Origin of the sequence: Virgibacillus sp. LDC1 (assembly GCF_025792345.1) — a bacterium.
GTDB lineage: Bacteria > Bacillota > Bacilli > Paenibacillales > Paenibacillaceae > Paenibacillus_AQ > Paenibacillus_AQ lautus.
In genome coordinates this window covers 1-20644 of the sequence record NZ_JAOXLZ010000011.1, presented here as the reverse complement: position 1 = coordinate 20644, position 20644 = coordinate 1, and the positions used below count along the sequence as shown (strand labels likewise).

Below are 20644 nucleotides of genomic sequence, written 5' to 3'. Positions count from 1 at the left end.
TAGTATAAACGTAGGAGGTCCACTTAAGTTGCAGAATGACATTCAGGAAATACTCATCAGTGAAGAAGAGATTCACGCAAAGATTAAGGAACTTGGTTCCAAACTCAGCGCCGAATATGTGGGACGCAATCCACTCGTTATTTGCGTTCTTAAAGGTGCGTTTATTTTTATGGCTGACTTGGTTAAATCCATAACAGTCCCTCTTGAGTTGGATTTCATGGCTGTATCCAGCTATGGGGCATCAACCAAATCTTCTGGCGTGGTGAAGATCATTAAAGATCTGGACGCATCCGTTGAAGGCAGGGATGTGTTGATTGTGGAGGATATTATCGACAGTGGTCTTACGCTGAGTCATTTGATTGAGCTTCTGAAGAGCCGCAAGGCAAACTCGGTGTGCGTCGTCACGCTGTTTGACAAGCCGGCACGCCGTACGGTGGATTTGCAGGCCGATTATACCGGATTCGTGCTGCCGGATGCTTTTGTTGTCGGATACGGACTCGATTATGCCGAGCATTACCGGAACCTCCCCTACATCGGGATTTTGAAGCCGGAAATCTACAGCAGTTAAACCGCGCCAATGGGCTGCTATCACAGTTGAGGGCCCTTTGTTGAGATGGCCAGACAGGCTGTGGTAAAATATCTTATGTGTCTTGAGAGGAGGTAGGGGATGAGTCGGTTCATCCGGAATTCTGGTTTTTATTTGATTCTATTTTTAGTCGTGGTGGGCATAGTACAATTCGTCACTAATGGCGGCGAGCAAGCCGATGCCCCTAGTTATAATCAACTGCGGCAGGAAGTCAAAGCTAACAACATAGAGGAAATGACGGTACAATTTGACGGTTACGCTTATCTGGTGACCGGTAAGTATAGGGAGATTTCCGAAGAGAAAAAATCGGAGAATTTCTCAACCTATATTCCTGCCACGGATGCAGCGATGCAAGAGCTGACTGCAGCCAGTGAGAGCAACAATGTCAAACTGTCCGTGGTGCCAATGGAAGGCCAAAGCATTTGGCTGACATTGCTTTCATCCTTTATTCCGCTCATCATTATGTTTGTTCTGTTCTTCTTCCTGTTTAATCAGGCCCAAGGCGGCGGCGGCAAAGTGATGAACTTTGGTAAGAGCAAAGCCCGCTTATATAATGAAGAGAAGAAACGGATTACATTTGAAGATGTAGCCGGAGCAGATGAAGAGAAGCAGGAACTTGTTGAGGTTGTTGACTTCTTGAAGGATCCGCGCAAGTTCAACACGGTTGGCGCTCGCATTCCGAAGGGCGTTCTGCTTGTCGGCCCTCCGGGAACAGGTAAGACGCTCCTGGCTCGTGCCGTTGCCGGTGAAGCAGGCGTGCCGTTCTTCAGTATTTCCGGTTCCGACTTCGTTGAGATGTTTGTCGGTGTCGGTGCTTCTCGTGTACGTGACTTGTTCGAGAACGCGAAGAAGAATGCACCATGTATCATTTTCATCGATGAAATTGATGCTGTAGGTCGTCAGCGTGGCGCCGGACTTGGCGGCGGTCATGACGAGCGTGAGCAGACACTCAACCAGTTGCTGGTTGAGATGGACGGTTTCGGAGCGAACGAAGGCATTATCATCGTTGCTGCCACCAACCGCCCGGACATTTTGGACCCGGCGCTGCTTCGTCCGGGACGTTTTGACCGTCAGATTACCGTAGATCGCCCGGATGTGAAGGGCCGTGAAGCCGTACTGAAGGTTCATGCACGCAACAAACCATTGACGAAGGATGTTAAACTTGACATCATCGCCAAACGTACAACCGGTTTTACAGGCGCTGATCTGGAGAATCTCCTGAACGAGGCTGCCTTGCTTGCGGCTCGCCGCAACCGTAAAGATATCTCCATGCGAGAAGTGGATGAGGCGATTGACCGTGTTATCGTCGGTACGGAGAAACGCAGCCGCGTGATCAGTGACCGCGAGAAACGCATCGTAGCTTACCATGAAGCAGGCCACACGATTGTGGGTTATTTCCTCGAGCATGCGGATACGGTGCATAAGGTAACGATTATTCCTCGTGGCCGTGCCGGTGGATATGTCATTATGATGCCGAAGGAAGATCGGATGCTCGTGACGAAGCAGGAGTTGCTGGATCGCGTAACCGGTTTGCTTGGCGGGCGTGTTGCTGAGGAGCTGTTCATCGGTGAAATCGGGACCGGCGCTTACAGTGACTTCCAACAAGCGACAGGCATTATCCGCAGCATGGTTGTGGAATACGGTATGAGTGAGAAGCTCGGACCGATGCAGTTCGGTACATCCCAAGGACAAGTGTTCCTGGGACGTGATATCGGACATGAGCAGAACTATAGTGATCAAATCGCTTATGAGATCGATCAGGAAATGCAGCGATTCATTAATGATTGCTATGAGAAATGTAAAGAGATCCTGAATAAGCATGCCAAAGAGGTTCACCTGATTGCGAACACGCTCCTCGAGATGGAAACGCTGGAGCTTGAGCAAATCAAGAATCTCATTGAGACCGGATCAGCTGAAGGCAACGGCAGTGGCGACGGTGAAGGAGAAGGTTCTTCCGAGAATGGTGAACCGATCATCGACAACATTGGCGACGTGAAAGTTCGCATCCAAGGGAAAGAAGACGGCGAGCAGCCGACTTCCACGGAAGAAATTCCGAATAACCCGATGGATTCGAATGATCCAGGGCCAGAGCGCAAAGATTCCGAGCGCAAGGATCCTCCAGGCGGATCGGACAACGGTAATAGCAGCTTAACGTAATATTCGCTGATAAAAGCTCGAATACCGAATAAAATTGAAGAACCGGAGAACGATAATTCGTTTTCCGGTTCTTTTTGTGCTTTCTATCACATTGACAGGGGGCAGAATGAACGTGTACATTAGTTGTTAAATAAGGATGCGCATCCTTTCACAAAGGTGGAAACCATCCTGAAAGTCACATGGTCATCAGCGGCGAACCGCCGGACTATACAAAGGGAGAGGGTCGATCATGGAAGCTTTGGCACTGGAGCGTAAGGCAGAACAGAACCGTGAACTGCGTGAGCGATTAATGCAATTGAAGAAGGAACGTAACGCAATCATTTTGGCACATTATTATCAACGGGATGAAATACAAGAGGTCGCTGATTTCCGGGGGGATTCCTTCCTGCTCGCGCAGAAGGCAGCACAAACGGATGCCGAGGTTATCGTATTTTGCGGTGTGCATTTTATGGGCGAGAGCGCCAAAATCCTGGCTCCGGGCAAGACGGTTCTTATACCGGATGAGCGGGCCGGTTGCCCAATGGCGGATATGGTGAACGTTGACGGACTGCGAAAGTTGAAAGCGCAGCATCCGAATGCAAAAGTGGTCACGTACATCAATTCATCGGCTGAGATCAAAGCCGAAACGGATATCTGCTGTACTTCATCCAATGCCGTGAAAGTGATTCAGTCGGTGGATTCGGATGAAATTATATGGGTACCTGATAAAAACCTGGGACATTATGTTCAGCAGCATACCGACAAGAAGCTCATTATCTGGGAAGGGTACTGTAACACGCATGACATGCTGACGGTGAAGGATGTCGTCGAGATGAAGGCTAAATATCCTCATGCTGAATTTGTGGTGCATCCGGAATGCCGTCCAGAGGTTGTTGCGATGGGGGATTTTGTAGGGAGTACCACCGCCATTCTAGAGTATTGCAAAAATTCATCTGCCAAGGAGTTTATCGTGGGCACGGAGGACGGAACCGGTTATCAGCTTCGATTGGATAGCCCGGATAAATCGTTCCACTTCGCTACGAAATTCCTGGTGTGTCCGAATATGAAAGTGAATAACCTCAAAAAACTGGTTAAAGCGTTGGAAACGATGAAGCCGCAAATTTATGTGCCGCCGATCGTTGCAGAGAAAGCCAGAACTTCATTAGAGCGCATGTTACAAGTTAAGTAGCATGCGCTACTCTTTCGTGAAAAGACAGGTGAGGTATCGTGATACCGCAGTATTTAATTGATTTTGAGCTGAACGATCTTCCGGTTGTCCAGACGGATGTCATCGTGATCGGTTCAGGCATTGCGGGTTTATATACGGCGATCATGGCAAGTGCGACTCAGAATGTACTGCTGATTACGAAAAAATCGCTGCTCGAAAGCAACACGCGTTATGCGCAGGGAGGGATTGCAGCCGTAACAGCTGAGGATGACTCTCCGGCCTACCACCGTCAGGACACCCTCCTGGCAGGGGCGGGTCTATGTTCATCTGCCGCGGTGGATGTGCTTGTAAACGAGGGTCCGGTCGGCGTTCAAGAGCTGATTCGACTCGGTACGATGTTTGATGTGGAGAATGGCGAGCTCGCACTGACCCAAGAAGGCGCCCACAGTCACCGCCGGATCCTTCATGCCAACGGGGATGCTACCGGGTATGAAATTGTGCGTGCCCTTTCCATTCAGGTTGAAATGCTTCACAATATAGAGGTGTGGGACGATCATTTTGTCATTGACCTGATTACCGAGCAGGGAGAGTGTCATGGCGCTTTGGTACAAATGCCGGACGGAAAACGGGTATTCGTACGTGGACGGGCGACGGTTATGTGTGCCGGCGGCGCCGGCCAATTGTACCGGTATACAACCAATCCGGAGGTTGCTACAGCGGATGGCGTTGCCATGGCTTACCGGGCAGGCGCAGAAATTCGGGATATGGAGTTTATTCAGTTCCACCCGACGGCGCTTAGCTATCCGGGTGCGCCCCGATTCCTTATATCAGAGGCGGTTCGCGGTGAAGGTGCTGTTCTTCGGAATATACGAGGAGAACGGTTCATGCCCAAATACCATGATTTGCTGGAGCTGGCGCCGCGGGATATTGTTGCACGGGCCATTGTCAGTGAGATGGAAGCAACGGGGTCTACCTTTGTTTATCTGGATATTACCCATGAGTCGCCGGAGATGGTCAAACATCGATTCCCAACGATTTATGAAACCTGCATGCAGTATGGACTCGATTTATCCTCAGATTGGATTCCGGTCTCCCCGGCAGCGCATTATATGATGGGGGGCATTAAAACCAGTCTGCACGGCGAGAGCAGCGTGAAGCGTTTATTTGCTTGCGGAGAGGTATCGTCTACCGGTGTCCACGGGGCGAACCGTTTGGCCAGCAATTCGCTGTCGGAGGCGATTGTGTACGGCAGCCGTATTGTTGAACGTATTAAGAGCCTGCCGGAACCCTCAGGAGATCCACTTCATGTATCATTCCATCTCGGTCGCAAGGACGCTCCGTCCCAGGCGATGGTGGAAAAACGCTTGAAGCTTCAGAAGGTGATGGTACGTTATGCAGGACTTCGGAGAAATCGGGATACTCTATTAAGAGCAGCGGAAGAGCTCGGCCGTCAGCTGCCATTGTTCCATTCGGTTCTCTCCAAGCGTGAGGAATACGAGTTTGCCAACATGCTCACAGCATCCCTGCTCGTGGTTCAAGGTGCGCTGGGTCGTGAAGAAAGCCGGGGAGCCCACTACCGTGAGGATTTCCCGGAGCGGAATGACAGCGTATGGCAGAAACATATTGTCCATACACGGGATCAAGAAATGACGGAGGAATTAAGCGATGATGTTTAACGGATACAACGATGGCCTACTCCAGAGTATACGGACTTGGCTGCAGGAGGATATTGGGTCGGGGGATATCACCACCCTCACCACCATTGAGCCGGGTCATGAATCCAAGGGCGTTATTCATGCCAAGGAGGCGGGAATCGTGGCAGGGATGCCGGTAGCAGAGCTGGTATTCGAAACGGTTGATCCGTCGCTGACGTTTACGGCATTGGTTCGTGATGGGGACGAGGTTGAAAAGGGGACGGTTATCGCCGAAGTGGAAGGCAGCACTCACCGTATTTTGACAGGCGAGCGTCTCGCTTTGAATTTGCTTCAGCGTCTTTCGGGTATTGCAACAAGAACACGTTCTTTTGTTGATGTACTTGAGGGATTGCCGACAAGATTGGTGGACACCCGCAAAACGACACCAGGCCACCGAATGCTGGAGAAGTATGCCGTTCGGGTTGGCGGCGGGGCGAACCATCGGTTCGGTCTGTACGATGCCGTTATGATCAAGGATAATCACATTAAGGGCGCAGGCGGCATCGCGCAAGCGGTCAGCCGGGCAAGAGCCCATATTCCACATACCATGACTATAGAAGTTGAAACTGAGAGCTTGGCGCAGGTGGAGGAAGCACTGGCTGCAGGCGCAGATATTATTATGCTGGATAACATGAGTCATGACATAATGGCGGAGTCTGTTCGAAGAATCAAGGCCAAGGCTCCTCATGTTCGCGTCGAAGCCTCGGGGAACGTGACGCTGGAGACCGTACGCGGGATTGCCGAGACCGGGGTCGATGTGATATCCGTTGGACGGCTGACTTATTCTTTCCATAGTCTCGATATCAGTCTGGATCTGAATGCGAAGAAAGGAGGGACAGAAGGTTGATTCTGGTTGTGGATGTAGGGAATACCAACATTGTATTGGGTGTGTATCAGGGAAAGAAGCTGCTGCATGATTTTCGAATCAGTACATCGCGTCAGTCTACCGTGGATGAATACGGTGTATTGATTCACAATTTGTTTCAAATGTCCAATATATTGGTAAGCCAAATAGAAGGTGTTATTGTTTCTTCCGTAGTTCCTCCTCTTGTACGTGTGGTCGAGGAGATGTGCAATAAATATATTGGCAAAGCGCCCCTGATCGTAGGACCGGGGATCAAAACGGGACTTAATCTGCGGTATGAGAATCCGCGCGAGGTTGGCGCTGACCGGATCGTGAATGCAGTTGCAGCCGTCGAGCAGTACGGGGGGCCGCTGATTGTGGTGGATTTCGGTACGGCGACGACGTTTGATTGCATCGATGAGGCAGGCAATTATCTTGGCGGAGTGATTGTGCCTGGTATTGGCATTGCCACGGAGGCTCTTGTACAGCGTGCTTCCAAACTTCCTCGCGTAGAGCTTGAAAAGCCGAAAAAGGTGATTGGGCGCAATACCGTGCATGCCATGCAGGCCGGTATCGTTTTTGGCTATGCCGGACAGGTCGATGGCCTGGTCAAGCGTATAAAAGCCGAGATGGGTACGGACAATGTTAAGGTTATCGCTACGGGGGGAATGGCCGAGCTGATTGCCGGCGAAACGGAGTCCATTGAAGAGATTTCTCCCCTTCTGACTTTGGAAGGCTTGCGTATTATTTATGAGCGTAACTAGAACCGATATAAAACCGTTAGATATTACAAACAACTAGAAAGACAAGGAGGCCTCAAGATGGGTAATCAAAAAGACCGTTTGCTGCGGGGAACGGCATTAAACGGGAAAGTGCGGGCATTTGCCGTTCGGACAACCGATTTGGTCGAAGAGCTTCGCCAAAGACATGATACGTTTCCTGTCGTCACAGCCGCTTTGGGCCGAACCGTGTCAGCAGCAGCGATGATGGGAGCTATGCTGAAAGGAGACGAGCGTCTTAGCATTCAAGTGCGCGGCGACGGACCGATCGGTTTGATTGCGGCGGAGAGCAATGCCAACGGCGAGGTACGCGGATATGTCAAAAATCCGCATGTGGAGCTGACGAATATCCGTCCGGGCAAGATGGATGTAGCCGCCGCTGTAGGGACCACAGGTCATATTGATGTGATCAAGGATTTCGGGTTGAAGGAGCCTTACCGTGGCAGCGTACCGATTATTTCGGGCGAGCTGGCTGAAGACTTCACATACTATTTTGCCGTCTCCGAACAGACCAACTCGGCGGTTAGCCTGGGTGTGCTGGTTTCACCCGATTATTCCGTGGCGAATGCCGGCGGCTTCATCATCCAGCTTCTCCCCGGCGTTACCGAGGATGAGATCAAGGAGCTCGAGCTTGCGCTAAGCAAGATTCCTCCGATCACCGAGATGCTGGAAGAAGGACTGGAACTGGAAGACATCCTGAAACGAGTCGTTCCGGATGTGACCATTTTGGAGGAAACGGAAGTGTACTTCAGCTGTGACTGCTCGCATGAGCGGGTGGAGCGCGCGTTGATCAGTTTGGGGCAGGAAGAGCTTGAGCAGATGATCGAAGAGGATGGCAAGGCTGAAGTTTCCTGTCATTTTTGCAACGAAAAATATAGGTTCGATAAGGAACAGCTAAAATCCGTGCTAGAGCGGGCCAAATCTTAACGTTGGGATGAGCGACCGTGATGACGAGACAAGAGAAGGGATTGTGGGCGACCGTCATTGTCTTGACAGCATGCGTATTGGGTATGGGCGGCTGGATGCTGTTTTCCGGGAATTTGTCGCAAGAGGCTTCACCACCGTGGAAAGAAGGCTCCCAACCAGTTGCATCCATCCAGGACAGGGCGATTACCGAAGACGAGTGGGTTGACGAGCTAAAGAAGCGTTATGGCCGGGAAATGCTGATGACTATGCTGAATCGGCACGCCGTAGCGCTGGAGGCCAAAGCGAAGGATATTGATGTTACGCCGGCGGAAGTTGATGCGGAAATCGAAGTCATGAGCCGCAGCTACGGTTCCAAGGAACGTTTCTTATCGGAAATGGAAAATCAGCTTGGCATTACGGAGAGTGAATTAAAGACAGAGACAACGTATCGGCTGCTGCTTGAAAAAATTGCGACTTCCGACGTACACATCGAAGAGCAGCAGATCGATTCGTATCTGGAACAGTACCCAGACCAATTTCGCCCCAAGAAGCAGTTCAATTTATCCATAATCGAAGTCGCTTCGAAAGATGAGGCGGAACGGGTCATGGATCGGCTGGAGAATGGAGAGGCTTTTGCGGATCTCGCAGCCCAGGTATCTCTCGATGAGTATACTCGCGAAGACGGCGGGCAGATCGGCTTGGTCGAGGAGGATGATCCCTTTTTGCCCCCGGCAGTGCTGGATGCAGCTTCAACACTTGAGCCCGGGGATATTGCGGGGCCGATCACACTCACAGACACCTATGCCATTGTATATGTGAAGGAAATTATCGAACCTCAGGCCCCTAGCGAGGAAAGTGTCCGCAAGGCCGTTCGCAAGCAGCTGGCCCTGGAGCAGTCGGTGTCCTTATCGGAACTGGAGCGTCAGCTTCGCGAGAAATATGAGGCACGGATTAGTGCGGGCACGGTCACGCTGTAAGTAGAGGAAGAACATAGGGGAAAGCTCGCTGTGGCGGTGTAAGACTCGGCTGCAGGAGCTTTTTTTGTGCCAAAGTATTCAAGGGATCCCATTTTCCGGGAATGATGATTACCTGAGTATGCAGTCTTAGAGGCGAATTCGTCTTTCCTCGTTCGGGAGGCGCAGGAAAAACCACCTAGAAATGTTGATTTTCGAGGTGCGGGATATTGACAATGACTCGTAACGTTGTTAAGATGAAGGTATAAAAACCTACCTTTTTACTCGGATATTAGGAGCCTCAATAATCAACAATTTGGGTCTATATAATGGCTCCACATTTTTTCAACATCCAGACACTACAAATTTAATGATTCGACATTAGAATGTATAACACCATTATGACTAGTTAATCCAGATTCATATTTAGAGGAGGGCTTCATTCATGGCAAAAGTCGTAAATAATGTGACAGAATTAATCGGTGGAACTCCACTCGTCCGTTTGAACCGGATCGTACCGGAGGATAGCGCAGAAATCTATCTGAAGCTGGAATACCAGAACCCGGGCGCAAGCGTTAAAGACCGGATCGCGATCAGCATTGTGGAAGAAGCGGAGAAGGACGGACGTTTGAAGCCGGGCGATACCATTATTGAAGCAACAAGCGGTAATACCGGCATTGGTTTAGCTATGGTGGCAGCTGCCAAAGGCTACAAAGCGGTTATCGTTATGCCTGAAACCATGAGCTTGGAGCGCCGCAACCTGCTGCGTGCCTATGGCGCGGAACTGGTACTGACACCGGGATCGGAAGGAATGAACGGCGCGGTTAAGAAGGCAGAAGAAATTCTGCAGGAAAATGCCGGATTCTTTATGGCCGAGCAATTCAAGAACCAAGCCAACGTGAAGATCCACCGTGAAACGACAGGTCCGGAAATCGTTGAAGCGATCGAATCCATCGGTGGTTCCCTGGATGCATTCGTTGCTGGTATCGGAACAGGCGGAACGATTACAGGTGCGGGCGAAGTGTTGAAAGAGCAATTCCCTAACATTAAGGTTATTGCGGTTGAACCTGCTGCATCGCCAATCCTTGCCGGAGGCAAACCGGGCCCTCACAAAATCCAGGGCATCGGCGCAAACTTCATTCCCGAAATTTTGAATCAAGAAGTCTACGATGAAATCGTTCATGTTGAGAATGACGATGCTTTTGAAACTTCCCGCCGCGTGGCGAAGGAAGAAGGCGTTCTTGGCGGCATTTCCTCCGGTGCGGCTGTATATGCAGCTTTGAAGGTTGCCAAAGAGCTTGGTAAAGGCAAGCGGGTGGTAGCCGTGATTCCAAGTAACGGAGAACGTTATCTGAGCACGCCGCTTTATAACTTCGAGTAAGATGATTTCGTAATATGCGCGCATTTTCTCACCTATTTGGTTGAGGTAATACGTGACAAGGAAGGAGCCCTCAATGTGTTTTTATAGCATTGAGGGCTTTTTGTGTATACTACTCTCTAAGATAACGCTTTATGGGAATCCACGGAATGACCGCTCCAAAAAATATTGTTGGACGAGCTTCTATTTAGGGTTTTCAAGAGAAGCGGGATACAGTATACTGACAGGCAACAGTAAGGCTTTTGATGATTAAGGGAGGATCGGCATGGAGAGAAGAGTGGAGCTGGCCCAGTGGCAGGCATGGGCTAAAGAGGGCTGGTCCGTCGTTCCCTATCTGGTTCAATATAAAGGAGCAACAAGAGGTTTACCTCTGTCATGGAGGCATGCATGGAATGCGGCATCGCCATATGCCTTTGTGCTGGAGAGCGGTAAGGGCGGACGCTATACGTATCTTGGATTGCGGCCGGTGTCCATTCTGCAGGGGAAGGGGAGCCATGGCGAGATCATCGAGCTGTCCGGCGATTTACGAACGCAGGTGACAGGAGAGCCGCTGCATCTGTTAGAGCAGTGGATGAAAGAATGGCGGTCTCCCCGTGTACCGGAGTGGCCGGACTTTCGCGGAGGCTGCGTCGGTTTCCTAAGCTACGATGTGATCCGATCGATTGAGCAGCTCCCCACGATAGCCAAGGATGAACCGGGGTTCCCGGATTATATGTGGATGCGCATGGAAGAAATCTGGATTTATGATCATACAGATGACAGCATCTACTGCTCGGTGCATGTCCCTCTGCCTTGGGCATTCGGGACCGGAGGAAATTCGGAAGAAGTGACGGCGTTCGAGGATTCAATGGATGCATCCAAAGGCTCGGAACGTTCAACCGACCAAGAGAAGTTATTGCAAGAGTTATATGATGGGGCTGTCCTAAAGGCTGAATCGATGTGGTCCCAATGGAATCAAATGTTCGAAACAGGCTCAGGGAACGGCTCGAGTCCCGAAGATGAGCGCGTACGGCAGGAACGATGGAAGAAAGCGCAGGAGCTGTCAGGGCCGAATGTCGAGATCTGGGATCGGCTGGAGATTGATTTTTCGCAGGAAGCGTTCGAGCAGGCGGTTCTCTCGATCCAAGAATATATTCGACAGGGCGACGTATTTCAGGTCAATTTGTCTCTGCGCCGGCATATGCAGCTGCATGCGGAACCTGCCGATATTTATGAGTGGCTGCGTATCCTGAATCCGTCGCCATATATGGGGTATATATCTTCACCGGGCTTCAGCTTGGCCAGCGGCTCGCCGGAATTGCTGGTGAAGCTGGATGGCGATGTCGTGTCTGCTCGGCCGATTGCGGGAACCCGGCGTCGGGGAAGCAATCCGGAAGAGGACGCGGCAATGGAAACGGAGCTGCTTGGCAGCGAGAAGGAACGGGCGGAACATATTATGCTGGTCGATCTGGAGCGTAATGATATTGGCCGCATTGCCGCATACGGGACGGTTCATGTTCCGGAGCTGATGACCGTCGAGAGATACTCTCACGTGATGCATTTGGTGTCACAAGTGGAAGGACGGATTGCAGAAGGGAACCATGCGTATGATGTCATTGCGGCAGCGTTCCCTGGCGGCACCATTACAGGCGCACCCAAAATCCGGACCATGGAGATCATCGAAGAGCTGGAGCCCGTGACACGGGGGCCTTATACCGGCTCCATGGGCTGGATCGATTATAATGGTGATATGGAGCTTAACATTATTATTCGGACCCTCGCCGTGAAGGATGGCGTTGGCTATATTCAGACGGGCGCGGGGATTGTCATTGATTCCGATCCTTACCGGGAATACAGGGAGTGCCATAACAAGGCAAAAGCTTTGATAGCGGCACTGAAGTGCAGTGAAGAAGAAGCGGCAGCGGTGGCTGCGAATATAGGGGGGAAATAACATGATACTTGTCATCGACAATTATGATTCGTTTACGTATAACCTGGTTCAATATTTGGGTGAGCTCGGCGAGGAAGTGAAGGTTTACCGGAATGATGAGATCGACATCGCCGGCATCGAGGCGTTGGCCCCGGACCACATCCTGATATCGCCGGGACCGTGCACGCCGAATGAAGCCGGCATCAGCCTGGATGTGATTTCGCATTTCAAGGGTGTGATTCCGATCTTCGGCGTCTGCCTCGGCCATCAGGCGATCGGGCAAGCCTTTGGCGGCAACGTGATTCGTGCGGAGCGCCTCATGCACGGGAAAACATCAGAGATCCAGCATACGGGCGGCTCGGTCTTCGAAGGCTTGCCGGTTCCGTTCACCGCAACGCGCTATCACTCGCTGATCGTTGAGAAGGAAACCTTGCCGGATGAGTTGGAGATTACCGCCTGGACAGAAGAGGGCGAAATCATGGGACTTCGGCATAAACAATATCCCGTAGAAGGGGTGCAGTTCCACCCGGAATCCATCATTACGGATCATGGCCATCAGATGCTGCGCAATTTCCTGAAGCGTACAGCTGGCGCCGAAGCATGAAATATATTGGCATGAACGGCGGCATCGTTGAAGCTGCCGAGGCTGTTTTACCTGTAATGGATCACGGCCTTCTGTACGGGATGGGGTTATTCGAGACCTTCCGTACTTATGAGGGGAAGCCTTTTTTAATAGAGCGACACTTGAACCGGCTCATGGACAGCTGCCGGGAGCTCGGAATCGCCCACAGGGCGGATGCCAATAGGATAAGTCGCTGGATATCGGAACTGATGGAGGCCAATGGCCTACAGGATGCTTATATCCGGTATACCGTAACGGCAGGAGAGGGATTGCTCGGTCTGCCTGCTGGGGACTATCTGAAGCCTTCCGAGATTTTATTCGCCAAAGAGCTGCCGGCCGCAAATGAAATGCTTTACGAGAAAGGCAGAGCCATGCGGCGGCTGTCCCTTCCGCGGAACACTCCGGAATCAGCGGTTCGGCTGAAATCTCTGCATTATATGAACAATATACTCGCAAAACGGGAATTGGCAGGATATCCCAGCCACTCGGATGGTTCGACAGAGGGGCTGATGCTAACGGCGACCGGGGAAGTGGCAGAGGGTATTGTCAGCAATGTTTTTTTTGTCAAAGCGGATCGGTTATATACGCCTGACATTGGCACGGGCATTTTGCCGGGGATTACCCGGGCCGTGGTGCTGGAATTGGCTGCCGATCTTGGTATTGAAGCCGAAGAAGGCCGTTACAGCTGGGAGTTCTTTACCGGAGCGGATGAAATATTTACGACAGGCTCTGTTCAGGAGATTCTTCCGGTCACGACGTTGATTGGAGCTGAAGGCGAGACTCTTGTTATTGGACAAGGTTTGGCCGGTCCGATAACCCGTACATTACTGAGCGCATATAGAAGGAAAGCAGGGCAAAAGGCATGAAAACAACGATTTACGAACGTGAATATCGTCTGAGCAAGGATGCTGTGTTAAAGCTCGGTCAATCCACGCTCATTATGGGTATATTGAATGTGACGCCGGATTCGTTCTCGGACGGAGGTCGTTATAACGACACGGACCGGGCGGTTGAGCACGCGCTTCAGCTGGTAGAAGAGGGAGCCGACATCATCGATATCGGCGGAGAATCGACGCGTCCGGGCCACGAGCCGGTTGGAGCCGCAGAGGAGCTCGCCCGCGTTATCCCGGTTATTGAAGCTATTCACCGGCATGCGCCGCATATTCCGTTGTCGATTGACACGTATAAAGCGGAAGTTGCGCGTCAGGCGATTGGAGCGGGAGCTCATATCATTAATGATATTTGGGGGTTTAAAGACGACGCGGATATGCCCAAGACAGCGGCAGAGCTTGGATGCCCCGTGATTTTGATGCACAATCGCCGTGATCGGAATTACACCAATCTCATCGAGGACGTAAAGCGCGATTTGCTGGAAAGTGTCGAGATTGCTCGAGCTGCAGGTGTGCAGGATCGCCATATTTTGCTTGATCCGGGTATCGGGTTTGCCAAGGACTATGACGAGAACATGAAAGTGATGGCATCCCTCGATCAGCTCGTGGGGCTTGGGTTTCCGGTACTGCTGGCCACCTCCCGCAAAAGGTTCATCCAGACCGCACTTGGCGCCCCGGCACAAGATGTGCTGGAGGGAACGGCCGCCACGGTGGCTTACGGGATTGCGCAAGGCTGCCAGATCGTTCGTGTGCATGACGTGTTGCATATGAAACGGACAGCGAAGATGTGTGATGCCATGACTTACGCTTCGATGGAGCTTACACGCATATAATTTTTTTCGGGACAAAGGATGGAAGGGCGGAGTAGAGATGGATAAAATGATACTGAGCCGCATGGAATACTACGGCTATCATGGTGTGTTTGAGGAAGAGCGCAAGCTGGGACAACGATTCTATGTGGATCTTGAGCTGGAGATGGATTTGAGCAAAGCCGCGAAGACGGACGACCTGACGTTAACGGTAAATTATGCCGAGATTCATGATCTCTTGCTGGATATTATGCGGACGGAGTCGTTCCGCCTGATTGAAGCTTTAGCGGAGCATATTGCATCTAAGGTATTGGACACTTATACTATTATCGATGCTTTAACGGTCCGATTGACGAAGCCGCACCCGCCTTTTGACATTCATTTTGAAGGTGTGACCATTGAGCTGCACCGGACCAGGAAGTGAGACGATCATGAATTCACACGCCACCTCTGAGTGTTCAGAGGCTTATATTGCTTTAGGGGCCAATTTGGGAGACCGTGAAGGTAACCTGATGGAGGCTTTGGAACGGTTGGATGAAGTACCCGGGATAACGGTAGAACGCGTATCCAACTTGTATGAGACCGAGCCGGTCGGATATGTAGACCAACCGATGTTTCTTAATATGGCTGCAGCCGTGTCGACATCGCTCAGTCCTCATGAACTGCTTGCCGAAATGCAGCGCATTGAGAAACAGCTTGGACGGGTTCGTCACATCCACTGGGGACCTCGGACAGTTGACCTTGACCTGTTGTGGATGGATGGACGCCGTCTGGATACGCCGGACCTGGTTCTACCGCATCCCCGTATGCAGGAGCGGGCTTTCGTTCTTAGACCGCTGGCCGATATTGTATTTGAGTTTGAACCTTCGGGTCTGTACCATGTGGTCAAGACAGCACTTGAGAACCTGGAAGGAAAGGAAGGAATACAGCTTTGGAAAACAAGCAGCTGGCGCAGCGTATCCGCGCTTTCCGAAAACTAAAGGGTTTGACCCAGCAAGAGCTCGCCGAGCGAACCGGTATTTCCTTGGCTGTGCTTGGTGCGATTGAGCGGGGGAACCGCCGTGCCGAGGAGCAGATGCTGGCTCAGATTGCAGACGTGCTGGAGATTACATTGCAGGAGCTTAAGGAACGGAGCTAGATCATCTGAATAGGAAGGCTGGTGCAGGTTTATTTTTTATCAAACCTAGCCATTAATATAGGAAGATGATCTGGATGCGAAAAGTAATTTTTGCGGACTGGACGATAATACGATGAATGAGTATGATGGTTTGGTTTGAAACTCAGGGATCCCTTGCACGAGAACCGGGATCTTTTGACTATAAATATCTGAATAGAAAGGAGTGACACATAAAATGGATGCATTGAAAATCGGAAACATCGAGATGAAGAACCAAGTGGTTCTGGCGCCTATGGCAGGCGTGTGCAACCCCGCTTTCCGATTGATTGCTAAGGAATTCGGTACCGGATTGGTTTGCGCTGAAATGGTTAGCGGCAAGGCCATTGTTCACGGCAACAAGCGCACCCGGGAAATGCTGTTCGTTGACGAGCGGGAGAAGCCGTTGAGCCTGCAAATTTTTGGAGGTGACCGCGACTCCCTGGTGGAAGCGGCCAAAGTTGTCGATCAGCAGACCAATGCCGACATCATCGACATTAACATGGGCTGCCCTGCGCCGAAGGTAACGAAGGTGGATGCAGGTGCGCGCTGGCTTCTGGATTCGAACAAAATCTATGAAATGGTAGCGGCGGTTGTCGATGCCGTGAACAAACCGGTGACGGTGAAGATGCGTACAGGCTGGGACAGCGATCACATCTATGCTGTCGAAAATGCACAGGCTGTCGAACGCGCGGGCGGTCAAGCGGTCAGCGTTCACGGACGTACGCGCGAGCAACTCTACACCGGGCACGCGGATTGGGACATCATTCGCCAAGTGAAAGAAGCCGTCTCCATTCCGGTTATCGGTAACGGCGATGTGGTGACGCCGGAGGATGCTCGCCGGATGCTGGATACAACAGGCTGCGATGGTGTCATGATCGGCCGCGGAGCGCTGGGGAACCCATGGATGCTGTATCGTACCGTGGAATATCTGAAGACAGGCCAGCTGCTGCCGGACCCGGCTCCGCAGGAGAAAATCCGGATTGCCATTTTGCATATGGACCGGCTGATCGCTCTGCGCGGCGAAGCGGTTGCGGTACGGGAAATGCGCAAGCATCTTTCCTGGTATTTGAAAGGGCTGAAAGGCTCCGCCCGCATTAAAGATATTATTATGGAAGAAACGAAGCGCGACGAAATGGTGAGCCTTCTGAACAACTTTGTGAACAATCAAGAGGCCCAAGAAGAATCGACAAAAAGTGTATATCCTCAAGCCGCTGCGGCAATGGGATAATTTGGGGTACAGGCTGTTAACGGGTGCGTGTATGCGTCATTCGTGACAGCCTTTGCGCGCATTGACTTTTTGAAATGGTTCCCATATAATCTTTCAGTATAAATTCAAGAAATTGAGCAGGCATCAGAGGGAAGTTCTGATCCCCAAGAATTCGCATATAGTATGTTGATACCGTGGTTTAAATTATTTACATGACAGGAGAATCGGTTAATGAGCGATAAAGAAGTCATTCTTACCCAGGACGGTCTGAAGAAACTGGAGGACGAACTTGAAAATCTAAAGTCTGTAAAACGCCGTGAAGTGGCTGAGCGGATTAAAGTTGCCATCGGTTATGGTGATATTAGTGAAAACTCCGAATATGAAGACGCCAAGAACGAGCAAGCCTTTATCGAAGGCCGGATTATCACGCTGGAGAAAATGCTCCGCAATGCGCGCATCATCAACAATGATGATATCAATACCGATGTCGTCGGTGTGGGCAACACGGTGATCGTAGAGGATTTGGAATTCGGCGACACGATGGAATATACCATTGTAGGTACGGCTGAGTCGGATCCGCTGAACAACAAGATCTCTAACGAGAGTCCTGTCGGCAAAGCGATTATTGGCAAGCAAAAAGGATCGGTTGTAGATGTTAACGTTCCTGCGGGCGTTATTCAATATAAAATTGTAGACATTAAGAAGTAAGTCGGAATGTGGTGTAGAAAGCTTCCTTCGGGGGGCTTTTTTAAATAGGCAAGGCTGTGTTGAGGGCTTAATGGGTGAATGGTATGTCTTTTAATGGCTGCCCTACCGTTAAGTCCTAACCGAATGTGTACAAGTTGTTCAAGGGCTGTCCGGATCATGTAATGGGTGGCGGCGCTTGTGCTGTTGGGGATTTATGATGGAAGTGAAATGAAGGAGATGGATGACGATGACGGAAGAAATGAATAACCAGGAACAAGAACAGGAGTTAAGTGAGCTTTTGCAAATTCGCCGCAATAAATTGGACGAGCTTCGCAAGCTGGGCATCGATCCGTTTGGCGGAAAATACGAAAGAGAACATCACGCAGGTGATATTCTGAAACAGTACGACGAGCTCTCCAAGGAAGAACTGGAAGAGAAGCAGGTGGAAGTGAACCTGGCCGGCCGGATTATGGCTAAACGCGGCATGGGCAAGGCTTCTTTTGCTCATATTCAGGATTTGAGCGGCCGGATTCAGATCTATGTTCGCCAGGATTCGATTGCAGAAGCGCAATATGAAGCATTCAGCATCCTTGATCTTGGTGACATCATCGGAGTGAAAGGGGTCTTGTTCAAGACCAAAACCGGTGAAACCACCATTAAGGTGAAGGAGCTGGAGGTTCTTTCGAAGTCGTTGTATCCGCTCCCTGAGAAATTCCATGGTTTGAAGGATGTGGAACTCCGTTACCGTCAGCGTTATGTCGACCTGATTATCAATCCCGATGTGCAGAAGACCTTCATTGCCCGTTCCCGTATTATCCAATCGATGCGCCGTTACCTGGATTCCCAAGGCTATCTTGAAGTGGAAACCCCGACTTTGCATTCGATCGCTGGTGGTGCAGCGGCACGTCCGTTCATTACGCATCATAATGCGCTGGATATGGAGCTGTATATGCGGATCGCGATTGAGCTTCACCTGAAGCGCCTGATCGTGGGCGGCCTGGAAAAAGTGTACGAGATTGGCCGCGTATACCGGAATGAAGGAATCTCTACCCGTCATAATCCGGAGTTCACGATGATTGAGCTTTATGAAGCCTATGCAGACTATAAAGATATTATGGCACTGACCGAGAATATGATCGCCCATATTGCCCAAGAGGTGCTGGGTACACAAGTGATTTCGTATCAAGGGCACGAGGTTGACCTGACGCCACAATGGCGTCGTGTATCCATGGTTGATGCCGTAAAAGAAGTGGTCGGCGTTGACTTTAGTGTGGAAATGTCCAACGAGGAAGCGCATCGCCTTGCAAAAGAACATAAAGTTCCGGTAGAGCCGCATATGACATTCGGCCACATCTTGAACGCGTTCTTTGAGCAGTTTGTTGAAGAGACGCTGATTCAGCCAACGTTCATAACCGGTCATCCGGTTGAAATTTCGCCGCTTGCGAAGAAGAACGACGTGGATCCGCGGTTCACGGATCGCTTTGAGCTGTTTATCGTGGCGCGTGAGCACGCGAACGCGTTCTCGGAGCTCAATGATCCGATCGACCAGCGTCAGCGTTTTGAAGCGCAGATGAAGGAAAAGGAACAGGGCAATGACGAAGCGCACGAGATGGATGAGGATTTCTTGCGTGCGCTGGAGTACGGTATGCCGCCAACAGGCGGACTTGGTATCGGGATCGATCGTTTGATCATGCTTCTTACGAATTCCCCGTCCATTCGCGATGTATTGCTGTTCCCACATATGCGTAATAAGGAATAGAATTTGCTCCATTGATGGTTGAAGAGGCAGTTGACTATAGATCTCTATAGTCGGCTGCCTTTTTTGCATGGGCTTCTCGATTGCCTCTTGTTTAGAGAAGAAAGCTATGATAAATTTATTTGGTACACTTGTATTAAAAAGGGGCTGGCGTAATGATTGGAGCTTTTATTATTGGATGTGAAATTTTATTCTGGGTATTTGTTCTAGCTGGGTTAAGCGTAAGGTATCTGCTCGGCATGAAAAGAACGGGCGGAATACTGCTGCTGTGTACGCCGATCATCGACTTATTATTGATAGCCGTAACCATTATAGATCTCCGTGGCGGGGCGGAAGCCGGATTCATGCATGGGCTGGCGGCTGTATATATCGGGGTGACGATTGCTTTTGGGCATCAGATGATCCAATGGGCGGACGCACGGTTTGCTCACCGATTTGCAGGTGGCGAAAAACCGGGATCGGCGCCGAAATATGGAGCAGCTCGCGCCAAGCGTGAGCGCCAGGGATGGTATCGCCATGTGTTGGCGTGGGTGATAGGAGCTATATTACTTGGCGTTATGATTCTTGTGGTTGGGGAACCGGCACGAACGGAGCAGCTAAAGGCAATGGCTTTACAATGGGCAGTGATCCTGGGAATTGATTTCATATATAGCTTCAGCTATACCTTCTGGCCTAAGAAGCAGGCGGGATAAATGGAGGCAATGAATATCTAGTATATAGTAAGCAAGTGAATGTATTATTTTACCTTATTACTAATTAACTCAAAAGGGTTGCATATTGGCGAATGCCATGGTATATTATATTTCCGGCCAAGAAATACGGTCGAAACAAACGCTTGAGATAACAAGCCGAAATGAATTTGAAAAATAAATTCAAAAAAAGCTTGCAATGATCGAGCCGATGTGATAAGATATAAGAGTTGCTAACGAGATAAACTGTTGGCAACAAACGAAGAAGTTGATCTTTGAAAACTGAACAACGAGTGAGTAAAACGAACCACTTTGGTGGGACGTTGAAATAGAGAATTGAACAAATTCTCGTCAGTTTAAGAAATGAGCAAGTCAAACTTTATTGGAGAGTTTGATCCTGGCTCAGGACGAACGCTGGCGGCGTGCCTAATACATGCAAGTCGAGCGGACTTGATGGAGTGCTTGCACTCCTGAA

The 20644-nt window shown here is 50.6% G+C and carries 20 protein-coding genes and 1 rRNA gene; all 21 read left to right on the top strand.

Annotated elements, in window-relative coordinates; genetic code table 11:
* Positions 1 to 28 precede the first annotated feature (28 nt).
* Positions 29 to 568 carry a hypoxanthine phosphoribosyltransferase gene (hpt, locus tag OHJ21_RS32630; protein WP_071221070.1) on the top strand — a complete coding sequence of 180 codons (540 nt, stop codon included), beginning with the start codon at positions 29 to 31 and terminating at the stop codon, positions 566 to 568.
* A gap of 99 nt (positions 569 to 667) precedes the next feature.
* Positions 668 to 2743 (top strand): ATP-dependent zinc metalloprotease FtsH, encoded by a 2076-nt coding sequence (ftsH, locus tag OHJ21_RS32625; RefSeq protein ID WP_100541638.1) that lies wholly within the window; start codon positions 668 to 670, stop codon positions 2741 to 2743.
* A 229-nt stretch (positions 2744 to 2972) separates the two neighbouring features.
* On the top strand, positions 2973 to 3911 hold the full coding sequence (gene nadA, locus OHJ21_RS32620) for a quinolinate synthase NadA (RefSeq protein ID WP_100541637.1): 939 nt from the start codon (positions 2973 to 2975) through the stop codon (positions 3909 to 3911).
* A gap of 38 nt (positions 3912 to 3949) precedes the next feature.
* Positions 3950 to 5566: an L-aspartate oxidase gene (gene nadB, locus OHJ21_RS32615; RefSeq protein ID WP_100541636.1), complete on the top strand. Its 1617-nt coding sequence runs from the start codon at positions 3950 to 3952 to the stop codon at positions 5564 to 5566.
* Positions 5556 to 6431: a carboxylating nicotinate-nucleotide diphosphorylase gene (gene nadC, locus OHJ21_RS32610; protein WP_486022376.1), complete on the top strand. Its 876-nt coding sequence runs from the start codon at positions 5556 to 5558 to the stop codon at positions 6429 to 6431. The genes nadB and nadC overlap by 11 nt, the downstream gene beginning before the upstream one ends.
* The gene (locus tag OHJ21_RS32605) at positions 6428 to 7192 is read left to right on the top strand and encodes a type III pantothenate kinase (RefSeq protein WP_009591942.1); all 765 of its coding nucleotides are present in this window, start codon (positions 6428 to 6430) and stop codon (positions 7190 to 7192) included. The genes nadC and OHJ21_RS32605 overlap by 4 nt, the downstream gene beginning before the upstream one ends.
* 57 nt (positions 7193 to 7249) lie before the next feature.
* Entirely contained in the window at positions 7250 to 8134 is an 885-nt protein-coding gene (gene hslO, locus OHJ21_RS32600; RefSeq protein WP_326116158.1) for an Hsp33 family molecular chaperone HslO, read from the top strand.
* Between the two features lie 20 nt (positions 8135 to 8154).
* Complete coding sequence (locus OHJ21_RS32595; RefSeq protein WP_100541634.1) at positions 8155 to 9090, top strand: peptidylprolyl isomerase; 936 nt, start codon at positions 8155 to 8157, stop codon at positions 9088 to 9090.
* Positions 9091 to 9511: 421 nt separating this feature from the next.
* On the top strand, positions 9512 to 10447 hold the full coding sequence (gene cysK, locus OHJ21_RS32590) for a cysteine synthase A (RefSeq protein ID WP_071221062.1): 936 nt from the start codon (positions 9512 to 9514) through the stop codon (positions 10445 to 10447).
* A 262-nt stretch (positions 10448 to 10709) separates the two neighbouring features.
* On the top strand, positions 10710 to 12374 hold the full coding sequence (locus tag OHJ21_RS32585) for an anthranilate synthase component I family protein (protein ID WP_100541633.1): 1665 nt from the start codon (positions 10710 to 10712) through the stop codon (positions 12372 to 12374).
* A gap of 1 nt (position 12375) precedes the next feature.
* A complete protein-coding gene (gene pabA / locus OHJ21_RS32580; RefSeq protein ID WP_100541632.1) occupies positions 12376 to 12957 on the top strand; it encodes an aminodeoxychorismate/anthranilate synthase component II in 582 nt (193 codons plus the stop codon).
* The gene (locus OHJ21_RS32575; RefSeq protein ID WP_100541631.1) at positions 12954 to 13841 is read left to right on the top strand and encodes an aminotransferase class IV; all 888 of its coding nucleotides are present in this window, start codon (positions 12954 to 12956) and stop codon (positions 13839 to 13841) included. Before pabA ends, OHJ21_RS32575 begins: the two co-directional genes overlap by 4 nt.
* Complete coding sequence (gene folP / locus OHJ21_RS32570; RefSeq protein ID WP_100541630.1) at positions 13838 to 14698, top strand: dihydropteroate synthase; 861 nt, start codon at positions 13838 to 13840, stop codon at positions 14696 to 14698. The genes OHJ21_RS32575 and folP overlap by 4 nt, the downstream gene beginning before the upstream one ends.
* A 37-nt stretch (positions 14699 to 14735) precedes the next feature.
* Complete coding sequence (folB, locus tag OHJ21_RS32565; RefSeq protein ID WP_006207454.1) at positions 14736 to 15098, top strand: dihydroneopterin aldolase; 363 nt, start codon at positions 14736 to 14738, stop codon at positions 15096 to 15098.
* A gap of 7 nt (positions 15099 to 15105) precedes the next feature.
* The gene (folK, locus tag OHJ21_RS32560) at positions 15106 to 15654 is read left to right on the top strand and encodes a 2-amino-4-hydroxy-6-hydroxymethyldihydropteridine diphosphokinase (protein WP_100541629.1); all 549 of its coding nucleotides are present in this window, start codon (positions 15106 to 15108) and stop codon (positions 15652 to 15654) included.
* A complete protein-coding gene (locus tag OHJ21_RS32555; protein WP_076326682.1) occupies positions 15606 to 15812 on the top strand; it encodes a helix-turn-helix domain-containing protein in 207 nt (68 codons plus the stop codon). The genes folK and OHJ21_RS32555 overlap by 49 nt, the downstream gene beginning before the upstream one ends.
* 214 nt (positions 15813 to 16026) lie before the next feature.
* Complete coding sequence (gene dusB, locus OHJ21_RS32550) at positions 16027 to 17058, top strand: tRNA dihydrouridine synthase DusB (protein ID WP_100541628.1); 1032 nt, start codon at positions 16027 to 16029, stop codon at positions 17056 to 17058.
* A 210-nt stretch (positions 17059 to 17268) separates the two neighbouring features.
* Entirely contained in the window at positions 17269 to 17745 is a 477-nt protein-coding gene (greA, locus tag OHJ21_RS32545; protein WP_009591919.1) for a transcription elongation factor GreA, read from the top strand.
* A 226-nt stretch (positions 17746 to 17971) separates the two neighbouring features.
* Positions 17972 to 19483 carry a lysine--tRNA ligase gene (gene lysS, locus OHJ21_RS32540; protein WP_100541627.1) on the top strand — a complete coding sequence of 504 codons (1512 nt, stop codon included), beginning with the start codon at positions 17972 to 17974 and terminating at the stop codon, positions 19481 to 19483.
* 152 nt (positions 19484 to 19635) lie between these two features.
* The gene (locus tag OHJ21_RS32535) at positions 19636 to 20172 is read left to right on the top strand and encodes a hypothetical protein (protein WP_100541626.1); all 537 of its coding nucleotides are present in this window, start codon (positions 19636 to 19638) and stop codon (positions 20170 to 20172) included.
* 376 nt (positions 20173 to 20548) lie between these two features.
* Positions 20549 to 20644 (top strand): 16S ribosomal RNA (locus tag OHJ21_RS32530); the annotation flags it as partial.